The 24,727-nt window shown below is 71.4% G+C and carries 20 protein-coding genes; 6 read left to right on the forward strand and 14 right to left on the reverse strand.

Annotated elements, in window-relative coordinates; translation table 11 throughout:
• The first annotated feature begins 22 nt into the window (after nucleotides 1-22).
• A complete protein-coding gene (locus tag AABA78_RS07125) occupies nucleotides 23-1,435 on the forward strand; it encodes a DUF2254 domain-containing protein (protein ID WP_338262215.1) in 1,413 nt (470 codons plus the stop codon).
• Nucleotides 1,436-1,504: 69 nt separating this feature from the next.
• Here AABA78_RS07125 and AABA78_RS07130 read toward each other — a convergent pair whose 3' ends face one another.
• The 6 genes from AABA78_RS07130 to AABA78_RS07155 form a co-directional block, all read right to left on the reverse strand.
• Complete coding sequence (locus AABA78_RS07130) at nucleotides 1,505-2,776, reverse strand: threonine/serine exporter family protein (protein ID WP_338262216.1); 1,272 nt, start codon at nucleotides 2,774-2,776, stop codon at nucleotides 1,505-1,507.
• The gene (locus AABA78_RS07135) at nucleotides 2,773-4,221 is read right to left on the reverse strand and encodes a hypothetical protein (RefSeq protein WP_338262217.1); all 1,449 of its coding nucleotides are present in this window, start codon (nucleotides 4,219-4,221) and stop codon (nucleotides 2,773-2,775) included. Before AABA78_RS07135 ends, AABA78_RS07130 begins: the two co-directional genes overlap by 4 nt.
• Before the next feature lie 4 nt (nucleotides 4,222-4,225).
• Nucleotides 4,226-5,983, reverse strand: a complete 1,758-nt coding sequence (locus tag AABA78_RS07140) for a SulP family inorganic anion transporter (protein ID WP_338262218.1) — start codon at nucleotides 5,981-5,983, stop codon at nucleotides 4,226-4,228.
• 121 nt (nucleotides 5,984-6,104) lie between these two features.
• Nucleotides 6,105-7,007 carry a bile acid:sodium symporter gene (locus AABA78_RS07145; RefSeq protein ID WP_338262219.1) on the reverse strand — a complete coding sequence of 301 codons (903 nt, stop codon included), beginning with the start codon at nucleotides 7,005-7,007 and terminating at the stop codon, nucleotides 6,105-6,107.
• On the reverse strand, nucleotides 7,007-7,231 hold the full coding sequence (locus AABA78_RS07150; RefSeq protein ID WP_338262220.1) for a hypothetical protein: 225 nt from the start codon (nucleotides 7,229-7,231) through the stop codon (nucleotides 7,007-7,009). Before AABA78_RS07150 ends, AABA78_RS07145 begins: the two co-directional genes overlap by 1 nt.
• Nucleotides 7,232-7,760: 529 nt before the next feature.
• Nucleotides 7,761-8,717: a hypothetical protein gene (locus AABA78_RS07155; RefSeq protein WP_338262221.1), complete on the reverse strand. Its 957-nt coding sequence runs from the start codon at nucleotides 8,715-8,717 to the stop codon at nucleotides 7,761-7,763.
• Between the two features lie 267 nt (nucleotides 8,718-8,984).
• Between AABA78_RS07155 and AABA78_RS07160 the strand changes: the two genes are divergently transcribed.
• Nucleotides 8,985-10,799, forward strand: coding sequence for an AsmA family protein (locus AABA78_RS07160; protein ID WP_338262222.1), 1,815 nt, complete (start codon nucleotides 8,985-8,987; stop codon nucleotides 10,797-10,799).
• A gap of 9 nt (nucleotides 10,800-10,808) precedes the next feature.
• Here the strand turns inward: AABA78_RS07160 and AABA78_RS07165 are convergent, their stop codons facing one another.
• On the reverse strand, nucleotides 10,809-11,207 hold the full coding sequence (locus AABA78_RS07165) for a response regulator (RefSeq protein WP_171421131.1): 399 nt from the start codon (nucleotides 11,205-11,207) through the stop codon (nucleotides 10,809-10,811).
• 149 nt (nucleotides 11,208-11,356) lie between these two features.
• On the opposite strand from AABA78_RS07165, the gene AABA78_RS07170 reads away from it, so the two are divergent.
• Together AABA78_RS07170 and pyrF are read left to right on the forward strand one after the other, a co-directional pair.
• Nucleotides 11,357-12,118 (forward strand): SDR family NAD(P)-dependent oxidoreductase, encoded by a 762-nt coding sequence (locus AABA78_RS07170; RefSeq protein WP_338262223.1) that lies wholly within the window; start codon nucleotides 11,357-11,359, stop codon nucleotides 12,116-12,118.
• A gap of 13 nt (nucleotides 12,119-12,131) precedes the next feature.
• Nucleotides 12,132-12,983 (forward strand): orotidine-5'-phosphate decarboxylase, encoded by an 852-nt coding sequence (pyrF, locus tag AABA78_RS07175; RefSeq protein ID WP_338262224.1) that lies wholly within the window; start codon nucleotides 12,132-12,134, stop codon nucleotides 12,981-12,983.
• Nucleotides 12,984-13,011: 28 nt separating this feature from the next.
• Here the strand turns inward: pyrF and AABA78_RS07180 are convergent, their stop codons facing one another.
• Nucleotides 13,012-15,585: a penicillin-binding protein 1A gene (locus AABA78_RS07180; protein ID WP_338262225.1), complete on the reverse strand. Its 2,574-nt coding sequence runs from the start codon at nucleotides 15,583-15,585 to the stop codon at nucleotides 13,012-13,014.
• A 30-nt stretch (nucleotides 15,586-15,615) separates the two neighbouring features.
• Entirely contained in the window at nucleotides 15,616-16,578 is a 963-nt protein-coding gene (locus tag AABA78_RS07185) for an RluA family pseudouridine synthase (RefSeq protein ID WP_207047944.1), read from the reverse strand.
• 44 nt (nucleotides 16,579-16,622) lie between these two features.
• Between AABA78_RS07185 and AABA78_RS07190 the strand changes: the two genes are divergently transcribed.
• Both AABA78_RS07190 and AABA78_RS07195 read left to right on the forward strand, forming a co-directional pair.
• A complete protein-coding gene (locus tag AABA78_RS07190) occupies nucleotides 16,623-18,101 on the forward strand; it encodes a pentapeptide repeat-containing protein (RefSeq protein ID WP_338262226.1) in 1,479 nt (492 codons plus the stop codon).
• A 218-nt stretch (nucleotides 18,102-18,319) separates the two neighbouring features.
• Nucleotides 18,320-19,807, forward strand: a complete 1,488-nt coding sequence (locus tag AABA78_RS07195; RefSeq protein ID WP_338262228.1) for a DUF3943 domain-containing protein — start codon at nucleotides 18,320-18,322, stop codon at nucleotides 19,805-19,807.
• Between the two features lie 18 nt (nucleotides 19,808-19,825).
• Here AABA78_RS07195 and AABA78_RS07200 read toward each other — a convergent pair whose 3' ends face one another.
• From AABA78_RS07200 to AABA78_RS07220, 5 genes are all read right to left on the reverse strand, one after another.
• Nucleotides 19,826-20,440, reverse strand: a complete 615-nt coding sequence (locus AABA78_RS07200) for an MOSC domain-containing protein (RefSeq protein WP_171421621.1) — start codon at nucleotides 20,438-20,440, stop codon at nucleotides 19,826-19,828.
• Nucleotides 20,441-20,476: 36 nt separating this feature from the next.
• A complete protein-coding gene (locus AABA78_RS07205) occupies nucleotides 20,477-21,451 on the reverse strand; it encodes an MBL fold metallo-hydrolase (protein ID WP_171421622.1) in 975 nt (324 codons plus the stop codon).
• A gap of 77 nt (nucleotides 21,452-21,528) precedes the next feature.
• Entirely contained in the window at nucleotides 21,529-22,467 is a 939-nt protein-coding gene (locus AABA78_RS07210) for a DMT family transporter (RefSeq protein ID WP_338262229.1), read from the reverse strand.
• 6 nt (nucleotides 22,468-22,473) lie between these two features.
• Nucleotides 22,474-23,613, reverse strand: coding sequence for a calcium/proton exchanger (gene cax, locus AABA78_RS07215; RefSeq protein WP_338262230.1), 1,140 nt, complete (start codon nucleotides 23,611-23,613; stop codon nucleotides 22,474-22,476).
• Between the two features lie 89 nt (nucleotides 23,614-23,702).
• A complete protein-coding gene (locus tag AABA78_RS07220; protein WP_338262231.1) occupies nucleotides 23,703-24,680 on the reverse strand; it encodes a GNAT family N-acetyltransferase in 978 nt (325 codons plus the stop codon).
• Nucleotides 24,681-24,727: the final 47 nt, after the last annotated feature.

Here is a 24,727-nt window from a genome sequence, read left to right on the forward strand (position 1 = left end):
GGCAAGCAGGAAGGTGACGCGGATGGCGGACGCAGAGGCACTTCCTGGAGCCAGGGGGCGGCCGGGGAGGCACGGGCAGGCTCGACGACCGCGTGAGGGCCCGTCCCTCCGTTGGTGGCTCCAACACCGGCTGTGGATTCCACCCGCCGTGGGGGCTGCCCTGGGAGCCTGCCTGGGCGTTCTCTTCGTGACGCCATCGCCCACCGTGGCCAGGGTGCTGAGCGGGCTCGCCTGGAATGCCACGGCCGCCGAGGCGCGCGGCATGCTCTCCGCGGTGCTGGGCGTCGCGCTGACCTCGCTGAGCATCGTGCTCTCCCTGTCCATGCTCGTGGTGCAGAGCGCGGCGGGGCAGTACTCGCCGCGCCTGCTGCGCCTGTATCTCCACAGCGCGGGCATCCGCGTGGTCATCCCGGTGTTCGTCGCCACGAGCGTCTTCTGCGTGGTGGCGGCGCAAGCGTTCGGCTTCGTCTCGGAGCTCGAGCGCGCACCGCGGCCCGCGCTCTCGCTGGCCATGCTGCTGCTCATCGCCTGTGAGGGCGCGCTCGTCTTCCAGGTGCTCCAGACGCTTCAGTTGATGCGGGTGGAGAACCTGGTCAGGCAGGTGCGCCACGGCACGCTGGCCGCCGCGCGAAGGCTCGAACGGTTCCGGTCGGCGGATCTCGAGGTGCCCGCTCCGCCCCGCGCTCGCACGGAAGCCCCGGGGAAGGTCTGGCCGATCCGGGTCCAGGAGGACGGCTTCATCGCCTCCGTCGACGCGAAGGCGCTTCTGGAGGTGGCGACGGCGAATCAACTCACCCTCCACCTGGAGCGAGCCGTGGGCGAGCCGGTGATTCAAGGCGAGGAGGTGGGCTGGTTCGAGGCCCCGGCACGCGGTCCCGCCCCACGGCACGAGCACATCGCGGCCCGACTGCGCGGCGCCATCCACCTGGACCGCTGGCGGGATGCGGACCGGGACGTCGCCCTGGGAGTGCGTCAGCTGGTGGATGTGGCCATCAAGGCGCTCTCCCCCGGCATCAATGATCCGTACACCGCGGTGGAGGCGGTGGACCAGCTGACCTTCCTGCTGTGCGAACTGAGCCGGATGCACCTGGGGCCCCGCGTGCTCGCGGACGCCTCCGGGGCCCCTCGCGTGTTCCTGCGCGGCCCCGGGTTGCGGGACTACCTGGCGTTGGCCACGGACCAGATCCTCCGCTATGGCGCCGCCGAACCCGCCGTGGTGCTCCGGCTCCTGCGGCTGGCCGCCGCCGTGGGCCAGCGCGCGCGGGAGCCGGAGGACCGGCGCGCGGCGCGGGAGCTGCTCCACTCCATCCTGACCGTCGCCGAGCCAGCGCGGGCAGGCGCTCCGGACGCCTCCGTCCTTCGCCGTCACGCGGAGGCGCTGGAGCAGGCGCTCGGCGGTGGGCCCTGGCCTCCGCTTCCAGCCATCGGCTTCTGACGCCTTCCGGCCTGGAGGTTCGTTGCGAGACGCCAGTGGGTCCACCGCCGCATCGCGCGCCCGCGGCGGCTACGCGCCGCCGGCGCTGGGAGGGACGGCCGGGGCTCGCTCCACGGAGATGCGCGGCGGCACCACCACCGTCGCGAACACCACCCCCAGCACCAGCTGCAGCGCCACCAGCAGCACGTTGAACGGCCGGGCTTCCTCCACGCCCGGGCGGCCCGCGCCGAGCAGCGCGAGGATGGTCTCCGTGCCGATGAAGCCCGGCGCGAGCTGCAACATGCCCGGCAGGATGACCGTCATGGGCATCCGCTGCTTCCCTCGCCCGTAGAGCAGCCCCACCACCCCCAGCACGAACGCGGCCACCAGCGGGCTGCCCGGATCCCCCAGCAGCACCTTCGTCACCGCCTGCGCCCCGTAGGCCGTCAGCACCCCGACGACAATCCACGCCACGTCGCGCGGCCGCCCCGACATGCACACCGTCAGCGCCACGCCCCCCACCGCGACCAGGAGGACCGTGAGCAGGGGCGGCAGCGCGTGCGGCGCGAAGTGCGGCGGCAGCGCCCAGAAGAAGCCCCACAGCGTCCCCGCCGCCGCGAAGCCCACGCCCAGCATCAGGAAGCGCAGGAGCCCGTACGCCAACCGGGGCAGCCCCGCCTCCACCGCCTCCATGGCCAGCTCCAGCGAGCCCAGCGTCACCACCATCGCGGGCACCAGCAGCGTCGCCCCGCCGAACAGCGCCCGCACCGCGTTGAAGGGCGGCAGGAGGAACGTGAACCCCAACGCCACCCACGTCCCCAGGAACGCGGCCAGGAAGCTCTTCAAGAGGTCCAACCGCTGCGAGTGCATCGTGCCGAAGTGGATGGCGCCCGCGACGACGCCCACGAAGAAGGCCACGAGCAGCTCCAGCCAGCCCCCGCCCACCCGCGCCGCCACCGCCACGCCATAGACGCCGTACGCCAGGAACACGAGCCACTCCGGGTAGGGCGCGCGCGTGGTCAGGATGCGGTCCAGCTCCGTGCGGGCCTCGGGCAGCCGCACGCGCCCTTCGGGGATGGCGTCCGCCAGCCGCAGCAGCGCCGCGGCCCGGCCCAGGTTCCAGTGCGGGTTGAAGGGCAGCCGCGCGAAGGCCACGCGCGAGTGGCTGGGGGACAGCACCTCCGTCATCGCCAGGCTCTGGAGCGTGAAGACCTCCACGTCCAGCCCCCACGCCTTCGCCGCCCGGCGCACGCGGTCCTCCACCAGCAGCGACGGCTGGTAGGCCAGGTGCAGGGCCTTCGCCAGGTCCAGCAGGAAGGCGGAGGCCGCCGCTTCGTCCAGCACGCGGTCCGCGGCGGTCATGGAGACTCCGCGTCCGGGGCCTCTTCCTCGCTGGCCTTGTCGTCCGGGCCCCGCGTGTCCTTGAAGGAGAAGCTGGCGCCCACCAGCAGCGTGACCTGGAAGTAGCGGACGTCCTGGGTGCGCATGGAGGAAGTGAGGCCCAGTTGCTGGAGCGTGTCCGCGAACCTGTCGGTCTGCTTGCTTCCCCACGCCAGGTTGCCGCCGAACGTGAAGCGCGAGCGGCCCAGGAGGAAGTGGATGCCGGAGGCGACGTGGTACAGGTCCCAGCCCCCGAGCAGCGCGTTCGTCCCCGGCGTCTGGTCCAACGCGCTGAAGTCCGTGTGCCCGCTCAGGTACGCCCGCACCCGCTCCCCCAGCGGGTGCTCGAAGCCCAGCGCCCCGTTCAGCACCGGCTTGAGCGCGAAGGCGTAGTCCCCGTCGATGACCTCCGTGGAGTCGCGCGGGGAGATGGGTTCGGTGTCCAGCAGCGTGACGGTGGAGACGCGCGCGTAGCCCTCCAGGGACGCGTACACCGTGGTCGAGCCGAAGCTGCGGCTGGCCCCGAGCGCCGCGCCCCAGGAGTTGCGGAAGTGCGCCGGCAGGTCCTCCTGGTAGTTGAACACGGGCGCGGGCGCGTTCGTGTCGAACCCCTGGGACTGGACGGCGCGCTCGAGCCCCGCGGAGCCCCGGCCCCAGAGGGCCAGGCTGGGCGTCGTCACGGCGAGCCCCACGGCCCAGGGGCCGTTCTGGTAGCTGGCGCCCACCTTCAACAACACGCGGACGTGGTCGAACTCCAGGTCCCGGCCCAGGGTCGCCAGCAGCTGCTGGCCGGCGGCACCGGAGCCCTGCGCGAGCGTCTGGAAGTTCAGCTCGTGGTGCCGGCTCGCGACGAACGGCGTCAGGCCCAGGCCCAGGTGCTTCGTGACGGGGTAGGCCCAGGAGAGGCCCGTCCAGTACTCGCTGACGGCCTGGTCCAGGCGCACGTTCGAGGACAGCAGGTCCATGCCCCGCACCCCGGCCAGGTCCGTGCCCATCCGCGTGGCGCGCGTCTGGAGGCTGTAGGCGAACCCCTGGCGCGTGAGCAGCGAGTAGGCCATCCGGGACTTGCCCAGGAACCCGAAGCGCAGCGAGCCCGCGATCAACGACGGCAGCACGTCCACGTTGGAGTCGGCCAGGCCCCTTCCCTGGCCCTGCCCGTCCTTCACGTTCACGTGCGTGTATTCGTACACGCTGCCGGTGAGCTCCAGCTCCGGCGCGCCCAGCAGCGCGAGCGCGCCGGGGTTGTAATAGACGGCGCTGATGTCCTTCGGGTCGCCCACGAAGGCGCCCCCCAGCAGCCACGCCCGGTTGCCGAACTGCCGCGTGGTGTAGTGCGCGTCCTGCGCCAGCGCCGTCACGGACATCAGCAGCCCCAGCACCGCGCCCGTCACCGCGCCACCTCGGGCCCTGGATTGGATTGGCGTCATGGCGTCAGTGCACCTGGGGTGAGGGGACGGGCTCGCCGTCCAGGGAGGTCCGCGCGCCGTCTCGCGCATCCAGGTAGGCGCGCACGGCCGCGCCCACCGTGGGAAAGAGCAGGTCCTGTCCAATCAGCGCGGCCAGCCCGGAGCGCTTCATCATCCGGCGCATCGGCGCGCGCGCCTGGGCCACGCAGAAGACGATGCCCTCCTCCGTGAGCTCGTGGTGCACCTTCGCCAGGCTCTCCGCGGCGGTGATGTCCATGTCGAACACGGAGGACGCGTCCAGCACGAACCAGCGCACCGGCTGGCGTGAGTCCGCCACCAACTGGCGCACCTGTTCGCGCAGGAAGCGGGCGTTGGCGAAGAAGAGGGGCGCGTCGAAGCGGTAGACGACGAGGCCGGGAATCGTCTCCGCGTCCGCGTGGCCCTCCACGTCGTGCCAGCCGGGCATGCCCTCGCGCTCGCCCAGGACGGCGTCATGCGGGTGCGCCGCGCGGCGGATGAGGTCCACCAGCGCCAGCGCCACCGCGATGAGGATGCCCTGGAGGATGCCCAGGAAGAGCACGCCCAGCGTCGTCACCACCGCGAGCACCGCCTCCACCGGCCGCACGCGCCAGAGCAGCAGCAGGGGCTTCACCTCCAGCAGGTACACCGCCGCGACGATGACGATGGCCCCCAGCGTCACCAGGGGCAGCTTGGAGAGCAGCGGCGTGAGGAACAGCGAGAACACCAGGACCACCGCCGCCGCGCCCACGCCGACAAGCTGCGTGCGCCCCTTCATGGACGCGTTGACCGCCGTGCGCGAGTCGCTGCCCGACACCGGGAAGCCCTGCGTGAGGCCGGTGAGCAGGTTGGCCGCCGCCTGTCCGAAGAACTCCTGGTGGGTGTCCAGCCGGTAGCCGAAGCGGTCCGCGTAGATGCGGCCCGTGAGCACGGAGCTGGCGTAGTTCACCAGCGCGAGGCTGAAGGCCGCCGGCAGGAGCGCGCGCACGTCCTGGAAGTGGAGGGCGGGCAGGCCGAAGGCGGGCGCCGACGCGGCGATGGGCCCCACCACCTTCACGCCGCCGTGCTCCAGCTGGAAGGCCCAGGCCGCCAGCGTGGTGAGCACCACCATCACCAGCGGCGCGGGCAAGCGCGGCAGGTAGCGGCGCATGGCCACCAGCGCCGCGACGATGCCCAGTCCCAAGAGGAGCGTGGGCACGTGCGTGCGGCTCACGTTCGCCGCCACCTCGTGGAGCTGCCCCGCGAACGCGTTCGACTTGCGCTCCAGCCCGAACATCCGGGCCAGCTGGCTGCCGATGATGATGAGCGCCGCGCCGTTGACGTAGCCGATGAGGATGGGCCGCGACAGGAAGTCCGCCAGCGCCCCCGCGCGGCACAGCCCGCCCAGCAGGCTCACCCCGCCCACCATCAAGGCGAGCAGCGCCGCCAGGGACGCCAGCCGCTCCGGCCCGCCGCTCCCCACCACCGGGGCCAGCGCCGTCGCGGTGAGGATGGCCGCGCTCGCCTCCGGCCCCAGCAGCAGGTGGCGCGACGGGCCGAACAGCGCGTAGGCCAGCATCGCGAAGACGCCCGCGTACAGCCCCGCCGCGGGGCGCACGCCGACAATCTGCGCGTAGGCCAGCCCCTGGGGGATGAGCATCGCGCCCACGGTGAGCGCGGCCAGCACGTCCGCGCGCAGCCAGCGCCGCTCGTACGTCCGCGCCTGTTCGACGCCCGGGAGCACCCGGCTCAGGACCTGACCGGCCGTGGCCGCGGTGCGCATCATGACCCTCCCCCCCTCGCGTGTGCCTGGCCTCCCGGACGCAAGGAAGGGTGGAGGCGCCCGGGCCCCGCGGCATCACCCACCCGGGGTGCGTTGCGCGCATCAGCTCCCGGACAGGACGGGCCTACGGGTTCGCGGAGGCCCGCCTGCCCGGTGGCAGCGTCGGCCCGCCTCCGCGCTCGGAAGCCTGGTGGCGCGGGTTCCAGAGCAGGTACGGCACCATCGCGAGGGTGCGGATCAGGAGGTACAGCCCCATGACGCCCAGCAGGCTCTTCATGGGATAGGTGGTGCCGCCCAGGCAGAAGGCGAACGCGGGGTTGCCGAAGACGGCGGAGATGGCCAGCGCCGTGCGGTCCCCGGGACGGGGCCGACCCGCCACGTGTCCCAGGGCCATGGAGCCCAGCGTCACCACCACCATCGCGACGAGCCCCAAGGGGCGGAGGTGCTTCAGCAGCGGGTAGCTCGCGGCGAGCAGCGCCAGCGCGGCCACGGTCAGGGCGACGTTGAAGTAGACCTTCACCGGCTTGCGCAGCCGGCGCGCCCAGACGGGCGACAGCTTCTGGAGGCCGATGCCCAGGGCGAAGGGGACGAGGAACGGGAGGATGACCTTCGACAGGAGCACCCGGTACGGCGGCGGCTGGATGGCCAGGGGAAACAGCTGCCCCAGCAGCTTCACCGACAGCGGCAACAGCACGACGGCGACGAGCGACAGGGTGATGGACAGCGCCAGGGCCAGCGGGAGGTTGCCCTTCTGCTTGGACACGACGTTGAGCGCCATGGGCAGCCCCGGGCAGAACGCCATCAGCGCGATGACCCCCGCGGCGACCGGGGGCACGGGCAGCACCTTCACGACGATGAGGGCCAGCAGCGGCACGCCGACGAGGCACACGCCCAGGCCCCGCGCGAACGCCGGATGCCGCACGCCCTGCCCCAGGTCCGCCAGGTGCCACGACAGGCCCTGCGACAGCCCGAGCGCGACGATGAAGGTGGAGATCATCAGCCCGATGAGGGCATGCAGGAAGTCCATCACCGCTCCTCCGGGAAGATGCGCTTCCAGTCCTGGCGCATGCTGACCACGGTCCAGCCGCCCTCGGTGGTGGCGCGAGTGACGAAGCCGACGATGGCCTGCTTCACCAAGCCGTCGTTCCAGGACGGCAGCGGATCCGCCGCCAGCGCCTGCAAGGGGACCGCGACCAGCAGCGCGAGCGCCCAGGGCCCCCAGGCGGGTTGCATCCACGTGCGTCGCCTCACGGCTGCCTCCTGTCCCCGTGCAATCCCAGACATCAGGAGGGTGGGAACGAAGGGGCACCATCACAACGCGGCGTGGAGGGCGCGGGAGGAGGGCCCGCTATGCCCGGCCGTCGTCTTGAAGGGGCACGAAGAAGAGGCAGGGCACCGGGTGCTGGGGTGCCCGCGCGGAGGCTCCCGCGCCACGGGCGGGAGCCTCCAGCGTTCGCGCGAAGGAAAAAGCGGCGCAGCACAGGCCCCCCACGAGCCCCAGCAGCCAACCGCCTGTCCAGGCTCCCGCCATGTGTCCTCCACCGCCTGTGCCGCGCCCGGGATTGAAGCTGGTGAGGAAGTGGAGGCTATCGCCACGGACCTCGGGTCTCACGCCTCTGTCCGCTGACCGGGGGCCACCGCCTGCTCACCCTGGATCAAGCGACCAGGTGCCTTCGGCCCAGCGCTGGAGGTTCAAGGTGGCGCCAATGGCCGCGAGCCCTCCCTCCGCCGCGATGATCGGCTTGAGGCAGCACGGATGGACAACACGTCCGCGCCCCGTTCAGGCGTGGCGCCAGCGCGAGGACAGCACCGTCAGGGCCACGAGCGCGCTGCCTGCTCCGGCGAGCGCCATCAGGGGCCGTCGCAGCCGCGCGCTCAGGGCATCCAGCGCTCCGGCCGTGACGTCCCGGCTCGTGCGCCGCACCAGGTCCTGGTTGCGCGGTGCCTCCCGCCAGCGGAGCCCTTCCTGCGTGAGCGCGCTCCCCGCGCCCCGGATGGTCGCGGCGGCGGTGCGCTCGGCGAGCGTCGACAGGGAGGCGCCCAGTGCCTCCGTGGACGCCGCGGGACTCGATGCCAGTTCCTCGCGCAGGCCCGCCGCCAATCCCCGCACCAGCCCCCGCCCCGCGCGCTCCACCAACTCCAGCAGCAGGCTGGAGTCCTCTCGCAGCTTGGACTCGACGCCCACCACCAGCCCCCGGCCTACCTTCGAGGCCACCTCCTCTCCCAATGGCGCCAGGCCGTGCGCGTCGTCCAGGATGGCCGGCAGGGAGTCGTGCAGTTGCTCCGTGGCCGCCTTCACCACGCCCCGGGCCATGAGCTGGGCCCGCTCGCCCGGCGTCCGGATCTCGTCCGTGCGGGAATGGGCGAACGCCACCACCTCATCGAAGAGACGGTTGAGGCGCACCATGAAGCCATGGAGGGGCAGGCCGCCTTCGTTCCACTCCCGCTCCAGCGCCTTCAGCGCGCCCTCCATGGCCGCCTCCGCGAGCGCCTGGGTGGCATCCACCGGCTCCCCGTGCTCGCGCTTGGCGGCCTCGTGCGCCATGCGGCCCAGCACCGTGAGCACGTCCTGGAGCAGCGTGCGCAATTGCCCGTCGAGGTCCGGCACCTCCTTGCGGATCCCATCCGCCGTGCCCTGCACCACGCCGCTCGCGATCTCGCTCGCCGCCAGCTGTTGCAGCGACAGGGCCAGGTTGCGGAGCGCCTCGATGGGTCCCGTGCGGCCCGCAGTTCCCATCGGCACACCCGTCCTTGAAAGAGGGTTCACCTTGACGGTGCACCCCGCCGCGCACCGGCGCAATGACATCCAGGCGCGCGCTCCGCTCCCCGCTTCGTCCGAGCCTCCCCCGGGGCTGCGAGCAGCCGCCCGATACCCGCTCGCCCCGGCCGCTCCTGCGTCGACCCAGGGGGTGTCTCCCATCCGGCTTCCCGAGGAAACACGCCTTGTGCGTGCCGGGGGCTTGAGGCATCCAGGGGCCTCTTCCCGGACCCGGAACCTCGCGACATGACCGTCTCCCCTCCCCCGGCCGTCCAGGACGCCGCTCCTCGCAGGAAGCGCTGGCGCCGCGTGGCGCTGTGGGCCCTGGTGGCCGTCGCGGTGCTGGAGGTCGCCCTCAACGTCGCACTCAACACCGGCGTCACCCAGGCCATCATGGGCCGCGCGACGGACCGCACGCGGCTGACGTGGCAGCGCGCGTGGTGGCTGTGGCCCGTGGGCCGGCTCCACCTGAAGGGCTTCACCCTCACCCAGCAGGACCCGGACGTCTGGTGGAAGGTGGAGGTGGACGCGCTGGAGGCGGGCATGTCGCTCACGGGCCTCCTGCGAAAGCGCGTGGACGTGGACGGCATCGCCGGACACGGCGCCAGCTTCCACCTGGAGCCGAGCAGCGCGCCCGAGGAGCCGTCCGACCCGAACAGCAAGCCGTGGGTCATCCACCTGAAGGACGTCACGCTGCACCAGGTGCGGGAGCTGGACTTCAGCCGCGTGCGCTTCGCGGGCGCGCTGGACGTCACCGGCACGCTGAACCTCCAGTCCCGCGAGCGGCTTGAGGTGGACCTGCCGTCGGTGCGCGTGGCCGAGGGCTTCATCGAAGTGGACGGCAAGCGCGTCGCGAGGCTGGAGTCGCTCGACTCGCGCGCCCGGCTCGACGCGCCCTTCCAGCCCGGCAAGGGCTACGACCTCTCCCAGGCCCTCGGCGGCCAGGTGAAGACGCGCATCGACGTGCTGCCGCTGGATTGGATCAACGACCTGCTGGGCGCGAGCGCCCCCGTGTCCCTTCACGGCGGCGCCGGCCGGGTGGACCTGGACGTGCGCATGCAGCGCAACACCCTGGAGCCCGGCAGCCAGCTGAAGGCCTCGGGCGCGGCGCTGGACCTGCGCGCGGGCCCCATGCGGGCCCAGGCCCCCTGGAGCCTGGAGGTGTCCATGCCGCCGCAGCAGCAGGGGCAGCCGTCGGGTTCGCTGCGGCTCGCGTTCGCGCCCGTGCGCGTGTCGGGCACCCGGGGCAACGACGTGGAGGTGCCGGAGGTGGCCCTCACCGTGCTAGCGCGGCGGCGTGAAGGCCAGGCCGGCCTGGACCTGGAGCCCGAGCTGCACGTGGCGAAGAGCAAGCCCCTGGACCTGCGCGTGCTCAACCCGTGGCTGGGGCGGACGCTCGAAATCGACTCCGGCCACGTGACGGTGCGCAGCGAGGAGCCGTCCAAGGGCGCGAAGGCGCGCAACGCCCTGGAGCTGCGCATGGACACGGACCTCGTCTCCGGACGCATGGGGCAGAACAAGGTCCTCTTGCGCGCGGAGGTGGAGGTGGACGCGCGGCACCTGTCCTGGGACATGACGGACCTGGGCCTGAGCGGGACGACGCTGCGGCTGAGCCAGGTGTCGTCCAACGGCAACGTGCCCATCCGCTCCTGGAGCGGGAACTTCAGCCTGCCCCGCGCCAGCCTCAGCCTGTCCCCCACGGTGCTCAAGGCGCGCTTCTCCAGCCAGCTCACCGACACGCAGCCCCTGGTCGCGCTCATCACGTCGTCCAAGAAGCTGCCCGGCTTCCTCACGTCGCTGCTCAACATCCCGAAGGTGGAGGTGACGGGGCAGGTGCAGATCGACGAGCGGGGCTTGCAGCTGCGCGAGCTGAAGGCGAAAGGCGACGGCTTCTCCCTGGAGGGCCACCTGGACCTCGTGCAGGGCAACATGACGGGCGCCCTGCTGGCGACGCTGGGCGCGGTGACGGGCGGCATCGAGCTGCGGCCCGGCAAGCACGACCTGCACCTCTTGAAGGCCACGGAGTGGTTCAAGGGCCAGCCGGTGCCCCCGTTCCGCTAGGCCCTTTGCTCACTGGGAATGATGGGCGGAGGCCCTGGCGGGCTTCACGTAGGCCGCCACCGCGGCCAGGAGCACGTCCAGGTCCACCGGCTTCTCCAGGAGGCCGTCCACGCCCAGGGCGTTCATGGCGCGAGCCCCCATGTCCTGCGCGTAAAGGACGATGACCGGGATGGAGGCGAGCGCCGGGTCCTCCAGCTGCCGCAGGCGGAAGGACCACGCGTTCATCCCCGGCATCATCAGGTCCAGGAGGATGAGCGCCGGGCGCAGCCCCTGCTTGAGCAGGCGCAGCGCTTCGAAGCCGTTGCGCGCCAGCGCCACCTCGTGCCCGTCCAGCTCCAGCACTTCCTTGTAGGCCTGGAGCAGGTCCAGGTCGTCGTCCACCACGAGGACGCAGTTCCACCAGGGCATGACCGGAAACTCCCCTTCCCCAGGTCTCCAAGGTGTCAACGCGTGGGTGGATGCGCCTCGTCCCCCGGTGAGGGGGAGGGGTTTTGCGTGCCCTCGGGCGCGCAACCGTGCGACAAGGCAGGCCGCTTGCGACACCCCTGGAGGACGGCATGGCGGAGATGACCTACCGGACGGCGCTGGTGACTGGCGCCTCGAGCGGGCTGGGACGTGGACTGGCCCTGTGGCTGGCGAAGCACGGCGTGCGCGTGTTCGCGACGGGCCGGCGGCTGTCGCAGCTGCAGGCCCTCTCCGCGGAGGCCCAGGCCGCGGGCGCGGCGGTGGAGCCCGTCGTCATGGACGTCAACCACGCGGAGGCCTCCCAGGAGCGCATCCGCGCCATCGACGCGGAGTGCGGCGGGCTGGACCTGGTGGTGGCGAACGCGGGCATCGGCGGCCCCACGCACGGCAAGCGCATGGACTGGGAGCGCACGCGCGCCATCATCGACACCAACGTCACGGGCGCCGCCGCCACGCTGTGCGCGGTGCTGCCGCAGATGGTGGAGCGCCGCCGGGGCCATGTCGTCGGCGTGTCCAGCCTCGCGGGGATGCGGGGGCTGGCGGGCCACGCCGCCTACTCCGCGTCCAAGGCCTTCCTCGCCACCTTCCTGGAGAGCCTGCGCGTGGACCTGAAGGGCACCGGCGTCCAGGTGACGTGCGTCTACCCGGGCTTCGTGAAGAGCGAGCTGACCGCGAAGAACAACTTCCCCATGCCCTTCCTCATGGAGACCGAGGACGCGGTGGAGCGCATGGGCCGCGGCATCTTCGCGGGCGCCACGGAGGTGAGCTTCCCCTGGCAGCTGGCCACGTCCATGCGCGTCTTGAAGGCCATGCCCAACCCGCTGTTCGACGCCACCGCGCGCCGCCTGAAGTGAGAGGAGCCCGGCCATGACGACCCCGTCCTTCGCGCAGCGCTTCCAGAAGCTCGCCGACGAGCGCTCCCCCTTCTGTCTGGGCCTGGACCCATCCCGCGACGTGCTCGCCCGCTGGAAGCTGCCGGACACCGTGCAGGGCCTGTCCGACTTCTGCGAGCGGCTGGCCGACGCGGCCGGTGAGACGCTCGCGGTGGTGAAGCCCCAGAGCGCCTTCTTCGAGCGCCACGGCCCCGAGGGACTGGTCGTGCTCCAGCGCGTGCTCAAGCGCTTCCGCGCCGCGGGCACCCTCACGCTGCTGGACGTGAAGCGCGGCGACATCGGGTCCACCATGGACGCCTACGCGGAAGCGCTGTTCGGCAAGGGCAGCGCGTACGACGTGGACGCCGCCACCTTCACCGCGTACCTGGGCCTGGGCGCGCTCGCGAAGACGGTGGAGCTGGCGCGCTCCCACGGCGCCTGCGCCTTCATCGTCGTGCGCTCGTCCAACCCGGAGGGCGTGCCGCTGCAGAACGCCGTGGGCAGCGACGGCCTCACCGTGGCCCAGGCGGTGGCGGACGGCCTGCGCAAGCTCAACGACAAGGCCGGCCCCGGCGTCCTGCCCGCGGGCGCGGTGATGGGCGCCACGCTGCCCCCGGCCGACCGCGACGTGGTGGAGCGGCTGGGCGGCGCGCTGCTGCTCACGCCGGGCATCGGCTCGCAGGGCGCGGGCTTCTCTGACTTGCCCAAGCTCTTCTCCGGCCGCGAGCGGCAGGTGATTCCCACCGCCGCGCGCTCCGTGCTGGAGGCGGGGCCGGACGTGGCCGCGCTGAAGCAGGCCCTGGAAGCACATCAGGCGCCCTCGCGTGGTTTCCGCGAAGGCGCCTGAAGGGCACTGCCTTGGATGAGGCGCGCGGTTACTGCGCGCCCATCATGAACTGGTCCACGCCGACCTGGTTCTTGTCGGGCACGGCCTCCTTCGGCTCGGTGCCCTTCTTGAAGAACATCAGCTCCGCGCCCTTGGCGCCGGGGTGTGACACCTTGCCCGTCTTCTTGTCGATGTAGAGCCGCGCCAGCTGCATGGACTGCCAGGGGTAGAACTCCGGCTGCGGACGGCCCTCCAGCGCGCGCTTCATGTAGTTGAGCCAGATGGGGAGCGCCGCGCGGCCGCCCGTCTCATAGCGGCCCAGCGGGTGCGGGTTCAGGTCGTAGCCCACCCACGCCACCGTCACCAGGTCCTTGGTGTAGCCCGCGAACCACGCGTCGAAGGAGTCGTTCGTCGTGCCCGTCTTGCCCGCCGCCGGCTTGCCCAGCTTCTGCGCGGGACCGCCGGTGCCCTGGAGCACCACGCCGCGCAAGAGGTGCGTGAGGATGTAGCCCGTCTCCGGGCTCATCACCTGCTCGCCCGGCTCGAAGAGGCGCGCGTAGCCCGCGGCCACGCGGTCCTGGAGCGGCGCCCACGCGTCGTCGAACGCGGTGTGGTCCTCCAGCGTGCGGCCGAAGCGGTCCTCCACCTTGCGGATGAAGTACGTGGGCTTCTTGCGGCCGTAGCGGTTGAAGGTCGCGTACACGCTGGCCAGGTCGAACGGGTAGACGCAGGACGACCCCAGCGCCGCGGAGAAGTCCATGTTCATGGGCGTCGTCATGCCCAGCTTCTTCGCCCAGTCCGCCATGTTGTGGACGCCCACCGCGCCGAACGTCTTCACCGCGGGGATGTTCATGGAGTTCACCAGCGCGGTGCGCAGGAGCACGTCGCCCACGAACTCCTCGCTGTAGTTGGCCGGCTTCCACGACACCTTGTTGTCCGGGTCGTGCTCCACGATGGGCGAGTCCACGATGACGGTGGCCTCCGTCCACTCCAGCTGCTCCAGCGCCGCCGAGTACACGAACGGCTTGAAGGACGAGCCCGGCTGACGGCACGCCTGGAACGCGCGGTTGAACTCGTTGTCGTCGAAGTCGTAGCCGCCCACCATCGCGGTGAGGTACTGGCGATGCGGGTCGATGGACACGAGCGCGCTCTGCGCCTCCGGCGTCTGCTCCAGCCGGAAGAGCTTCACGCCCTCCTCCGGGATGTCCTCCGCGAGCTTGCGGTCCCACTGCTCCTTGTCGTCCGTGAGCTCCTTCTTCACCACGTGGCGCAGCACCACCACGTCACCCACCGCCACCGCCTTCTTGACGGAGGTGATCATGCTGGCCGGGTAGTAGCTCTCCGGGTTCACCTTGCGCGCCCACCGCATGCCCAACAGCGGCAGCCGGCCCTGGTGCGGCCCCACCTGCACGTCCGCGCCCTTGCCGTCGTCGTCGATGCGCGTGACGACGCCCACGTAGAGGCGGTTCTCGACGAGCTCTTCCTTGCCCATGGCCTTCCTGGCCTTGGCGATGAAGGCGCTGCGTTCAGCGTCGGTGGCCAGCTGCATCACCGGACCGCGCCAGCCCTGGCGCTTGTCCACGGACATCAGGCCGTCCAGCACGGAGTCCTGCGCCGCGCGCTGCCGCTCGCTGTCCATGGTGGTGAAGACCTTGAGGCCTTCCTTCAGCAGCACGGGGTTGCCGTAGCGGTCCACCACGTCCTTGCGGACCTGCTCCACGAAGTACGGGGCGAACTCGTGGAAGACGTCCTCCACCGGGTACACCTTCACCGGCTCCGCGTTGGCCTGGTCATGCTCCTCCTTGGAGATCATGCCTTCCACCAGCATGCGGCCCAGCACGTAGGAGCGGCGCTTCTTCGCGGCCTCCGGACGCAGGAACGGCGAGTAGCGGCTGGGCGCCTGGGGCAGACCCGCGATGAGCGTCATCTCCCCCAGCGTCAGGTCGCGCACGTCCTTGCGGTAGTAGTTCTCCGCCGCGCTCTGCACGCCGTAGCTGTGGTGCCCGAGGAAGACGTTGTTCAGGTAGAGATACAAAATCTCTTCCTTCGTCAGCGCCTGCTCCAGGCGGAAGGCGAGGATGGCCTCGCGAATCTTGCGCTTGGGCGTCTTCGCGGTGGCCTCCTTGTAGCCCTCCGCGGAGATGAGGACCGCCTTCGCGGTCTGCTGCGTGAGCGTGGAGCCGCCCTGCACGCCGCCGCCGCGCAGCCCCAGCTTCGTCAGCACCGTCTTGGACACGGCGCGCGTGGTGCCCAGCACGTCCACGCCGAAGTGGTCGAAGAAGCTGGAGTCCTCGCTGGCGATGAACGCCTGCACCAGCCGCTTGGGGATGCGCTCGTAGGGCACCACCTTGCGCCGCTCGTTGTAGAACTCGCCCGCGAGCACCGCGTCGTCGGTGTAGACCTCCGTGACGATGGGCGGCCAGTACTCGTCCACCTTCGGGATGGCGGGCAGCCCGTCGGAGAAGATGTAGTAGGCGCCGACGACGGCGAGCACGCCCGCGGTGGCGCCCATGAGGCCCAGCACGGCGACGAGCTTCATCAAGCGCACGAGGACGTTGCGCTTGGGCGGGACGCCGTCGAGCACCAGCTTGGAGCGGCTGCGGTCAATCTTCGGGTCGGCCATGCGTGTTGTGTCGAGTCCTGGGCTCAAGGCTTAGAGGAGCGCCGCCCGCTTCAGCACGTCCGTCAATTCGGGTGGCATGGGGGTCTCCACGACGACCTTCCTTCCATCCTCGGGGTGCGGAAATTCGATGCGCTCGGCGTGCAGGAACAAACGCTTGAGCCCCCAGCGCGCCCGCACGTCGCGGTTGAAGGCGAAGTCTCCGTACTTCTTGTCACCCGCCACCGGGTGCCCCACGGCGACCAGGTGCCTTCTTATCTGATGCGTGCGCCCGGTCTCGATGGTGCAGGAGAGGAGGGCTGCCTCGCTCGACTGGCGCACGACCTTCCAGCGGGTGACGGCCTCCTGCATGTTCACTCCCCGACGGGCCTTGGACTCGGCCGTCTGCTGGTGCTCGGCGAGCGGCAGGTCGATGACGCCGGAATCCTTCGGCATCTTCCCCTTCACCAGGGTCAGGTAGCGCTTCTTCGGGTGGCCGTGGGTGAAGATTTCCGTGAAATGCACCATCGCCGGGCGGCGCTTGGCCACCAGGATGACGCCGGAGGTCTCCCGGTCCAGGCGGTGGGCGGGTGAGGCGGTGAAGTCGTTCCGGGTGGCCTTGGGGCCCAGGTAGGCGCGCACGTAGTCCACCAGGGTGCCCCCGGTGATGCCGCTGCCGGTATGGACGGCCATGCCACTGGGCTTGTCCACGGCCATGAGCCAGTCGTCTTCCTTCAGGATGACCAGCCGGGAGGGGTCTACCGGTGGCGGTGGGGGGGGCGGACGGTCCGATTTCGGACGCTCCGCCAGGGTGAGCTGCTCTTCGGTGCCGCGGATGGTGAGCACGTCTCCTTCGGCAAGCAACTGCTCTGGCTGCGCGCGCTTGCCATTCACCCGCACCTTCTTGGTGCGGATCATCTTGAAGAGGTGGCTGACGGGGACGTTGGGCATCCGCTTGCGCAGGTGCTTGTCCAGCCGCATCCCGACGGTGTCGGCTTCGATTCGGTACTCGATCATTTGTGCTGGCGCCTGGACCAGACCACACGAATAATTCGCGGTCCATGCCGAAAGCCCCAACTATCGAGAAGCTGCTCCAGAACGGTTCCGCCGAATGGAACAAGCTGCGCAAGTCCGGCCAGGCGCCCACCGGCCAAACGGGCGCCACGTTCACGCAGCTGTTCTCCGCCAACGCGGACCTCTCCGGACTGGAGCTGGTGGGCTCCGAGTGGGAGCGCTGTGACCTGTCGAAGATGAACTTCCGGGACACGGACCTCACCAACGCCTACTTCCACGGGGGCCGCCTCCAGGACTGCGACTTCCGTGGCGCCAACCTGGAAGGCTGTGTCTTCGAGAAGCTCAAGCTGCTGCGCTGTGACTTCACCGGCGCCAAGGGTCTGGACGACCTGGAGCTGGACGACGTGGACATGGACCGCGTGACGGGCCTGGACGGCGAGGAAGCCCCGCCGCCCCCGCCCCCGCCGGTCCAGGGCATCACGGCGTTCACCCGCGAGCAGCGCGAGAAGATGCTGGGCCAGTCGCACGGCGGTGGCGGCGCGATGGACGGCGCGGGCTCCGCGCACCCGGACGAGCTGCCCCCGTTCCGGCCGCAGGATCCGCCGGGCTCGCTCTTCTTCCGGGCGCTCAAGCACGTGGGCGCGCCCCCGCTCTGGGTGCTGGACGTGCCGGGCCTGCGCCCGCTCTTGCCGCAGCGGCTGCCGCCGGGCAGTTCCCTGGAGACGCTCTACCGCGAGGCGGTGAAGACGCGGCTGGAGAACAAGAAGCCCGCGGCGGACCCGGGCGCGGTGGAGCGCGCGCAGAAGGCGCTGCGCATGGGCGGCAAGGAGGCCAACGTCGCGGCGGTGTACCTGCGCGAGGTGGGCGTGCTGCCGCTGTTCCGCTTCGCCGCGGCCAAGCAGCTCAAGGGCGAGCTGCGCGCCGAGGTGGAGGTGGACGACCTCACGGGCTCCATTGATCCGCGCACCACGGGGGCGCTCCTGGAGCTGCGCCTGACGCACGAGGTGGTGGAGCACCAGCACGAGGTGCGCCGCCGGCTGGCGGCCGCGCAGCTGTACACGTCGCTGCTGGAGGCGGGCTTCAACCCGGAGAACAACTGGGAGGAGGCGCTGGAGTCGGCGGACGCGTCGCTGGAGCTGGCGAACGCGGCCACGGGCGAGGACCGTCAGGCCCTGCTGGAGGGCTTCCAGGTGTTCGCGGCCCTGCCGGAGGAGGCGCGGCTGCGCCGCCTGGCGTACCTGGCGGAGTCCGTGTCGAACCTGGAGCTGCTCAGCCGGCTGCCGGAGGGCATGGAGCCGCAGTGGCTGTCCGGGCCGGAGGTGCGCGAGTGCCACGAGCGCGAGATGACCTACGTGCAGTCGCTCAAGGCGCAGGACATCCCGGCCAAGGTGCCGGCGCTGGCCAAGGCGGAGCTGGGCGTGCCCGAGGGCGAGGTCCCCGAGGAGAGCGACGACGACCTGTTCGTGCACGTGCGGTGCGACGTGTGCGGCAAGGAGAAGCTCATCGTCCAGTCGCCGGAGGCGTAGCGCCCCGCCTCCCGTGACGCGGGAGGCGACGCAGGTGGAGGCCCGGCCGGAGCGCCCCCAGGCGCATCCCGCCGGGCCTTTTCACGTCGCGCGCCGCCCGGGCGCCAGAATCCACGCGTTCTCCCCTCCCTGGCGGGCAGGGCCGTCATCCATCGCCTGACTGCCTACCCTCTCCAGTGCGCGGCGTGGCGTCGCGAGCGGGGGCGTGGGCGGGCACGATGGGGCGAGGCGGGCGCGAGCGGGGGCGCGGCGGAGACGGGAGCCCGTGGCCCCTGGGCGGCGTGCTGCTCGTCGGCGGACTGCTGCTGGGCGGCCCGGCCTTCGCGCAGGAGGGGCCGTGCACCGACGGGCCCCGCTTCCACGCCGACGCCGCCGTGCGTGCCGCGGCGCCCTCGCCACCGGCGGATGCCCCGCTGAACGAGGAGCCTGTCCGCGAGGACACATCCCGGGAGCGGCCCCATCCGTGGCTGGCGCTGGCGGAGGTCACCAGCATCAACCTGGTGGTGTGGACGTGGGACCGGGTGCTGATGAACAGGGACTGGGCGCGGGTGACGCCCTCCGACTGGGGGGAGAACCTGACCTCGGGCTTCGAGTGGGACGGGGACCACTTCGGCACCAACCAGCTCGCGCACCCGTATCACGGCAGCCTCTACTACGTGGCCGCGCGCGACAACGGCATCCCCTACCTGGGCTCCCTGGGCTTCACGCTGCTGGGCAGCCTGCAATGGGAGGTGTTCGCGGAGAACAAGAAGCCCTCCATCAACGACATCGCGAACACCAGCCTGGGGGGCACCATCATGGGCGAGGCCATCTACCGGCTGTCCTCCATGGTGCTGGACACGGAGGCCACGGGCTGGGAGCGCTTGGGCCGCGAGCTGGGCGCGGCCGCCCTCAGCCCCGTGCGCGGCGTCAACCGCGTGCTGCGCGGCGACAGCTGGCGCGTCGAACCCACGCCCTCGGACTGGAGGCCGGACACCTTCGCGGGCTGGGCGAGGCTGGGATACCTCAAGCTGGGCAACGGCGAGTCCCTGGCCTGGGGAAAGAACCAGTTCTTCACCGAGCTGTCCCTGCGCTACGGAGACGCCTTCCGGGGGGCCCACCGCCGGCCGTTCGACGCGTTCGAGGGGCGCGTGCAGTTCACCACCCAGGAGGCCCACCTGATCAGCTACGGACAGCTGATGGGGCTGCTCGTGGCGACCCCCCTGGCGCACGACAGTCGCGACGAGCTGCGCCTGGGCGTGTTCCAGCAGATGCGCTACGTGAACACGGCCGCCTACGAGCTGGGCAGCCAGTCCGTGGACGTGGGCCTGACGTACCAGCACGACCTCCCCGGGAGCGCGGCGCTGCGCTCAATGCTGCTGCTGAACGGCGCCCTGCTCGCCAGCGTCTCCTCCGAGCACGCCGGGCAAGGGGGCCGCAACTACGACTACGGCGTAGGCCCGGGCCTCCAGCTCCGTGTGACCTATACGCGCGACGAGTGGGACTTCGTGTCGCTGGAGGGGGGCCTGTCACAGATCATCGTGCTGGATGGCTCGAGCGGCTCGCACCAGGTGCGCACCGCCCAGCTCCGGGTGGACCTGCCCGTGTACCGCCGGCTGGGCCTGGGCGTGGAGGGCAACCTCTTCCAGCGCGACAGCCACTTCGCGGAGTTCCCGAGCGTGACGAAGGACACCTACCAGCTGCGCCTCTTCCTCTCCGTGCACTGACGGCCCCAGGCAGGAGGTTCAGCCCACCGCCTCCGACGGCGGCGCGGACGGCAGCGAGTACGTCACCGGCGGAGGCAGCATCACGCGCACTTCATCCCCCGCGCGGATGAGGCCCGGGCGCTCCACCCAGCCCACCAGCCCGCGCTTCTGCCACGCGGCCTTCACGAAGCGGCCCGCCAGCCCCTTCATGTCCGGGTGATGCGCTTCAATCACGCGGCCCGGCTGCACGCAGGGGAGGTTCTCCCCTTCCATCACCAGCGTGGCGTCCTCCGGGAAGAACAGCCGCGTGCCCGGCGGCAGGTGCGTGAGGCGCGGCACGCCCATGAGCTCCAGGTTCGCGCCCAGCCACGACGCCAGCACGTGCGGCACGCCCAGCGCGCGCGCCACCTCCACCAGCTCCTCGCGCGACACGACGGAGAGCTGCCGGGTGTTGCGGATGACGGTGCCCTTGGGGAACCACGGCACGCGCACGTCCGCCTTGCGCGTGAGGCCCGCGTGGCGGTCCCCTTCGATGCCCGCGAAGTCGACCTTCACTTCGGGCACCTCCCGGGTGACGAAGCGCTTGGGTTCAGCGTCCGTGCACAGCAGCACGTTGGCCAGGTGTCCGGTCAGCGAGGGAGCAGGTGTGGGCATATCGGGCGCCCGTTCCAACACGCGGACGACGCAAAATCAAAACAGCGTCATCTGCTGTGGCTTGCCCAGCGGGCGGGCGTCCGTGCCCGCGTCCCGCAGCGCCTGCGCCAGCTCCTCCGCGAAGCCGTGGCAGGTGATGACGTCCCGCGCGCCGGTGTCCTTCACGTAGCGCATGAGGGACGGGAAGTCCGCGTGGTCCGACAGCGGGAAGGCCACGTCCGCGCCGTAGCGCCGCGCGCCGCCGGGGTCCATGGCCCAGCCCGTGAGCACCGCCGTGGCCCGGGGCCAGTGCGGCGCCAGCGCCCCGCCCCGCGCCAGGTGCGGCGGGAAGAAGAGCACCTCGCCCGGCTCCACGCGGCCGTCGTAGCGGCGCAGGTTCTCGATGGGGACGCCCAGCTCCGCGTACAGCTCCGCGACCTCGAAGATGGACGGGTGCGCCACGAGCATGAAGCCCCGGCCGGCGAGCTGCTTCATCGCCTCCTGGCTCTTGCCCAGCGGATAGCCCAGCAGCACCGGCGTCACGCCCCGGTGGAGCTGCGCGCGCAGCCACGTCTCCACCTGTCCCAGCACCTCCGGGCGCGGCGGGAAGCGGTAGCGCGGGTGCCCGAAGGTGGACTCGATGACCAGCGTGTCGCAGGTGGCCACCTCCGTGGCCTCCGCGGTGAGCGACGGCGCGGTGTTGAGGTCCCCCGTGTAGACGATGCGCTTGCCGTCCGCGCGGGTGACGCGCAGCTGCGCGCTGCCCAGGATGTGGCCCGCGGGCAAGAGCTCCAGCAGCAGCGGGCCCAATTCGAAGGGGCGGCGGAAGGGCACGGACAGCGCGGAGGCCACCGGCCCCAGCCGGTGCGCCATGAAGCGCAGCGTGGCCTGGGTGGCGATGGTGCTCTCGTGGCGGGCGATGTGGTCCGAGTGCCCGTGGCTGACGAAGGACAGCGGCGACTTGCGCTTCGCGTCCAGCGACAGGGGCGTGCCCGTCAGGTGCAGGCCGTTTCGTCTCAGCTCCACGCTCATGGGATGGGCGCTGTCTATAGCGCGGCGCGGGCGCTCGCGCTCCCGCACCGGGGCGCCCCACCCCGCGCGTCGCATGCTCAGGCGGCGGGCGTGCGGCCCCGTGCCCGCCATCCGTCCCACACCACCGTGCCCAGCTCCGACGCGAAGACGCCCACGACGATGAGCGCGCCGCCCAGCCACTCCTTCAGGCCCAGCACCTCGCGGCCCACCGCCACGGAGTAGGCGGAGGCGAACACCGGCTCCATCGCGAAGATGAGCGCCGCGCGCACCGCGCTGGTGCGGGCCTGGCCCCAGGTCTGGACGAGGATGGCGACCGCGCTCGCGAGCACGCCGCACGTGAGCACCGCCACCACCAGCGGCTGGGTCCACTCCAGCTTGCGCTCCACGAAGGGCAGGCACAGCGCGGACATGCCCGCCACGCCCACCAACTGCACCGCCACCAGGCCCACCGTGTTCTCGCGGGAGGCGAAGCGCTCCGTGAGCAGGATGTGCCCCGCGTACGCCACCGCGCACCCGATGGACAGCCAGTCCCCCAGGTGCAGGCCGCCCACGTCCCCCGGCGTCGCGTCGTCCGCGGTGGGCCGCGTCAGCCAGTAGAGGCCCACGGCCGCCAGCACCACGCCCACGGAGGTGCCCACGCGCGGCAGCCGCCTGAGCAGCACCATGGACATCAGCGGCACGAAGAGGACGTTGAGCCCGGTGAGGAACGCCGCGCGCGACGGCGTGGTGGTCTGGAGCCCCACCGTCTGGAGCGCGAAGCAGAGGAACAGCACCCCCGCCAGCAAGAGCCCCTTGGGGACGAGGCCGGGCGCGAACATCCGCCCACGCGCGACGGCCGCCATCACCGCCCCACCCACGACGAAGCGCAGCGTGATGAAGGTGAAGGGATCCGCGAACACGAGCGCGTCCTTCACCACCACGAACGTCAGGCCCCAGAACACGGTGAGGAGCAACAGCGCCCCATCCGCCCGCCACCTCGCCCCACTGCGCTCCTGCGTCACCGGACCGGCCTCCATGATGAACTACGGGATGAAGAAGAACGCCACGCCGAGGATGGCGTAGACGCCCAGCAGCATCACGCCCTCCAGCCAGTTGGACTCGCCGTCCAGCGCGATGAGCGTCGCCGCGCCCGTGCCGATGGCGATGCCCAGCACCTCCATGTGGCTGAACTCCAGCGTCAGGCGCTGGCCCAGCGGGATGGACACGAGCACCAGCACCGGCGCGACGAAGAGGGCGATCTGCTTGGAGGACTCGAAGGCGATGTTGAACGCCAGGTCCATCTTGTTCTTCAGCGCCATCAGGATGGCGGTGGAGTGCTCCGCCGCGTTGCCGATGATGGCGATGATGATGACGCCCACGAAGGTGTGCGTGAAGCCGAACGCGGCGATGGCGTCTTCAATCGCGTGCACCAGGAACTCCGCCACCACCACCACGCCCAGCGTGGCGCCCAGCAGCAGGACGGTGGCCTTCTTGGTGCTCCAGACGGGCATCTCCTCCGGCTCGCCGTCCTCCTCGCCCGCGTACAGGTGCGAGTGCGTGCGCAGGGAGAAGAGCAGCGACAGCGCGTAGACGATGAGCAGGATGACGGAGATGGCCACCGACATGGGGAAGAGGACCTTCTCCGCCGCGGGGCCGCGCGCCGCGTGGAACAGGTCCGGGATGGACATGGCGGTGAGCGCCAGGAACATGATGGCGGAGCCGGACAGGGCCGCCGTCATGTTGAACTTCTGCTTCGGGTATTTCAGGCCGCCCGCGAGGATGGCCGCGCCCAGCACCAGCAGCAGGTTGCCCAGGATGGCGCCGGTGATGGACGCCTTCACCACGTCCGCGTGGCCGGAGCGCAGCGCCGCCAGCGCGATGATGAGCTCCGCGGCGTTGCCGAACGACGCGTTCATCAAACCGCCCAGGCCGCTGCCCAGCTTGTGGGCAATCACCTCCGTGGCCTCGCCCATCAACCGCGCCAGCGGCACGAGCGCCACCGCGCAGAGCACGAACGTCCACACGCCCGGGAAGAAGAAGTGCGACGCGATGGCCAGCGGGAAGAACACCGCCAGCAGGCCCAGGAACAGGTGGTCGACGTTGAAGCCGCCCTTCGACTCGCCCTCCGGGGACGCGGGCGACATGCCAGGGGAAGGCGGGGTGTTGGACGCGGGAGTGCTCACGAAGGGCCTCGCCAGCAAGGAACGCGGGGGGAGCGGGACGGGGGTGCTTTTGGCCCAGGTGCCTGGAGGGTGCAACTCCCGGGTAGGACTCAGCCCGGAAGCGGACGCACCAGCACGACCAGTCGCTTGCTGCCCCCCGCCGCGTCCCACTGCTGGTTCGTGGCGGTGGTGAGCGCGTCCGGCGCGGGCCGGAAGCCCAGGCCGGAGAAGGTCCTCAAGGACGCGGTGTTGTCCTCGTCGATGTCCGCTTGGAGCCGGTCCGCGCCCTGCCGCTCCATCTCCTCCACCAGGCAGCGCACCAGGGCGGTGGCCACGCCCATGCGCCGCACCCGGGGGGACACCACCAGCGAGCGGACCCAGAAGCCGTCCAGGGCCAGCCCCTCCTGGTGGTAGTCGTCCGCCCAGGCGAAGCCCAGCAGCTGCCCCTGCGCGTCGAAGGCGCCCGCCGCCGCCCCCACGCGCCGGTCCGGGGGCAGGCCCCACCGGTCGCGCAGCTGGCGGCGCAGGAAGGTGCCGGACACCACCAGCCGCTCCGTGGCGAAGGCGAGCAGCGCGTCCAGGTCCTCCGGGCGCACCAGCCTGATTTCCAGCGGGCCCACGAAGTGGCGGCGCAGCGGCTTCGTCCACCCGGAGAACAGGTCGCGCAGGTGGCGGAACACCGCCCGGGACGCGGGCTTCGTCCACACCCCGGACAGGGTGCGCTGCATGAGGAACAGCGCGGGCCGCGTGGGCCGGGGCAGCCGCACCACCCACCGTCCGCGCTTGAGCGCGATGATGCGCCCCACCAGCTCCCCGCCCGCCACGTCCGTGCCGCCCAGGAGCGACTCCGTCACCCAGGGTTCGGTGGAGAGCACCACCTGCGCGGCAAGCCGGGGCCCGTGCCGCACCAGCGCCACGTCCCCACGCGCCAGCCGCTCCGGCCCGCAGCGCAACAGCCGCACCGCGTCCCCGCTGCGCAAGAGCGGGTAGAGACACCGCCCCATGCCGCGCACCCACAGCCGGTGGCCGAAGGGCAGCGCCGCAAGCAGGTCCGCGAGCTCGGCCGTCGAGACGCCACCAGAGGGCATGACACCCACTCTGTCATGAAGGCGCCCCCGAAACCCGCCCCCGGTGC

The sequence above is a fragment of the Corallococcus caeni genome (genome assembly GCF_036245865.1).
GTDB classification, from domain to species: Bacteria; Myxococcota; Myxococcia; order Myxococcales; family Myxococcaceae; genus Corallococcus; species Corallococcus caeni.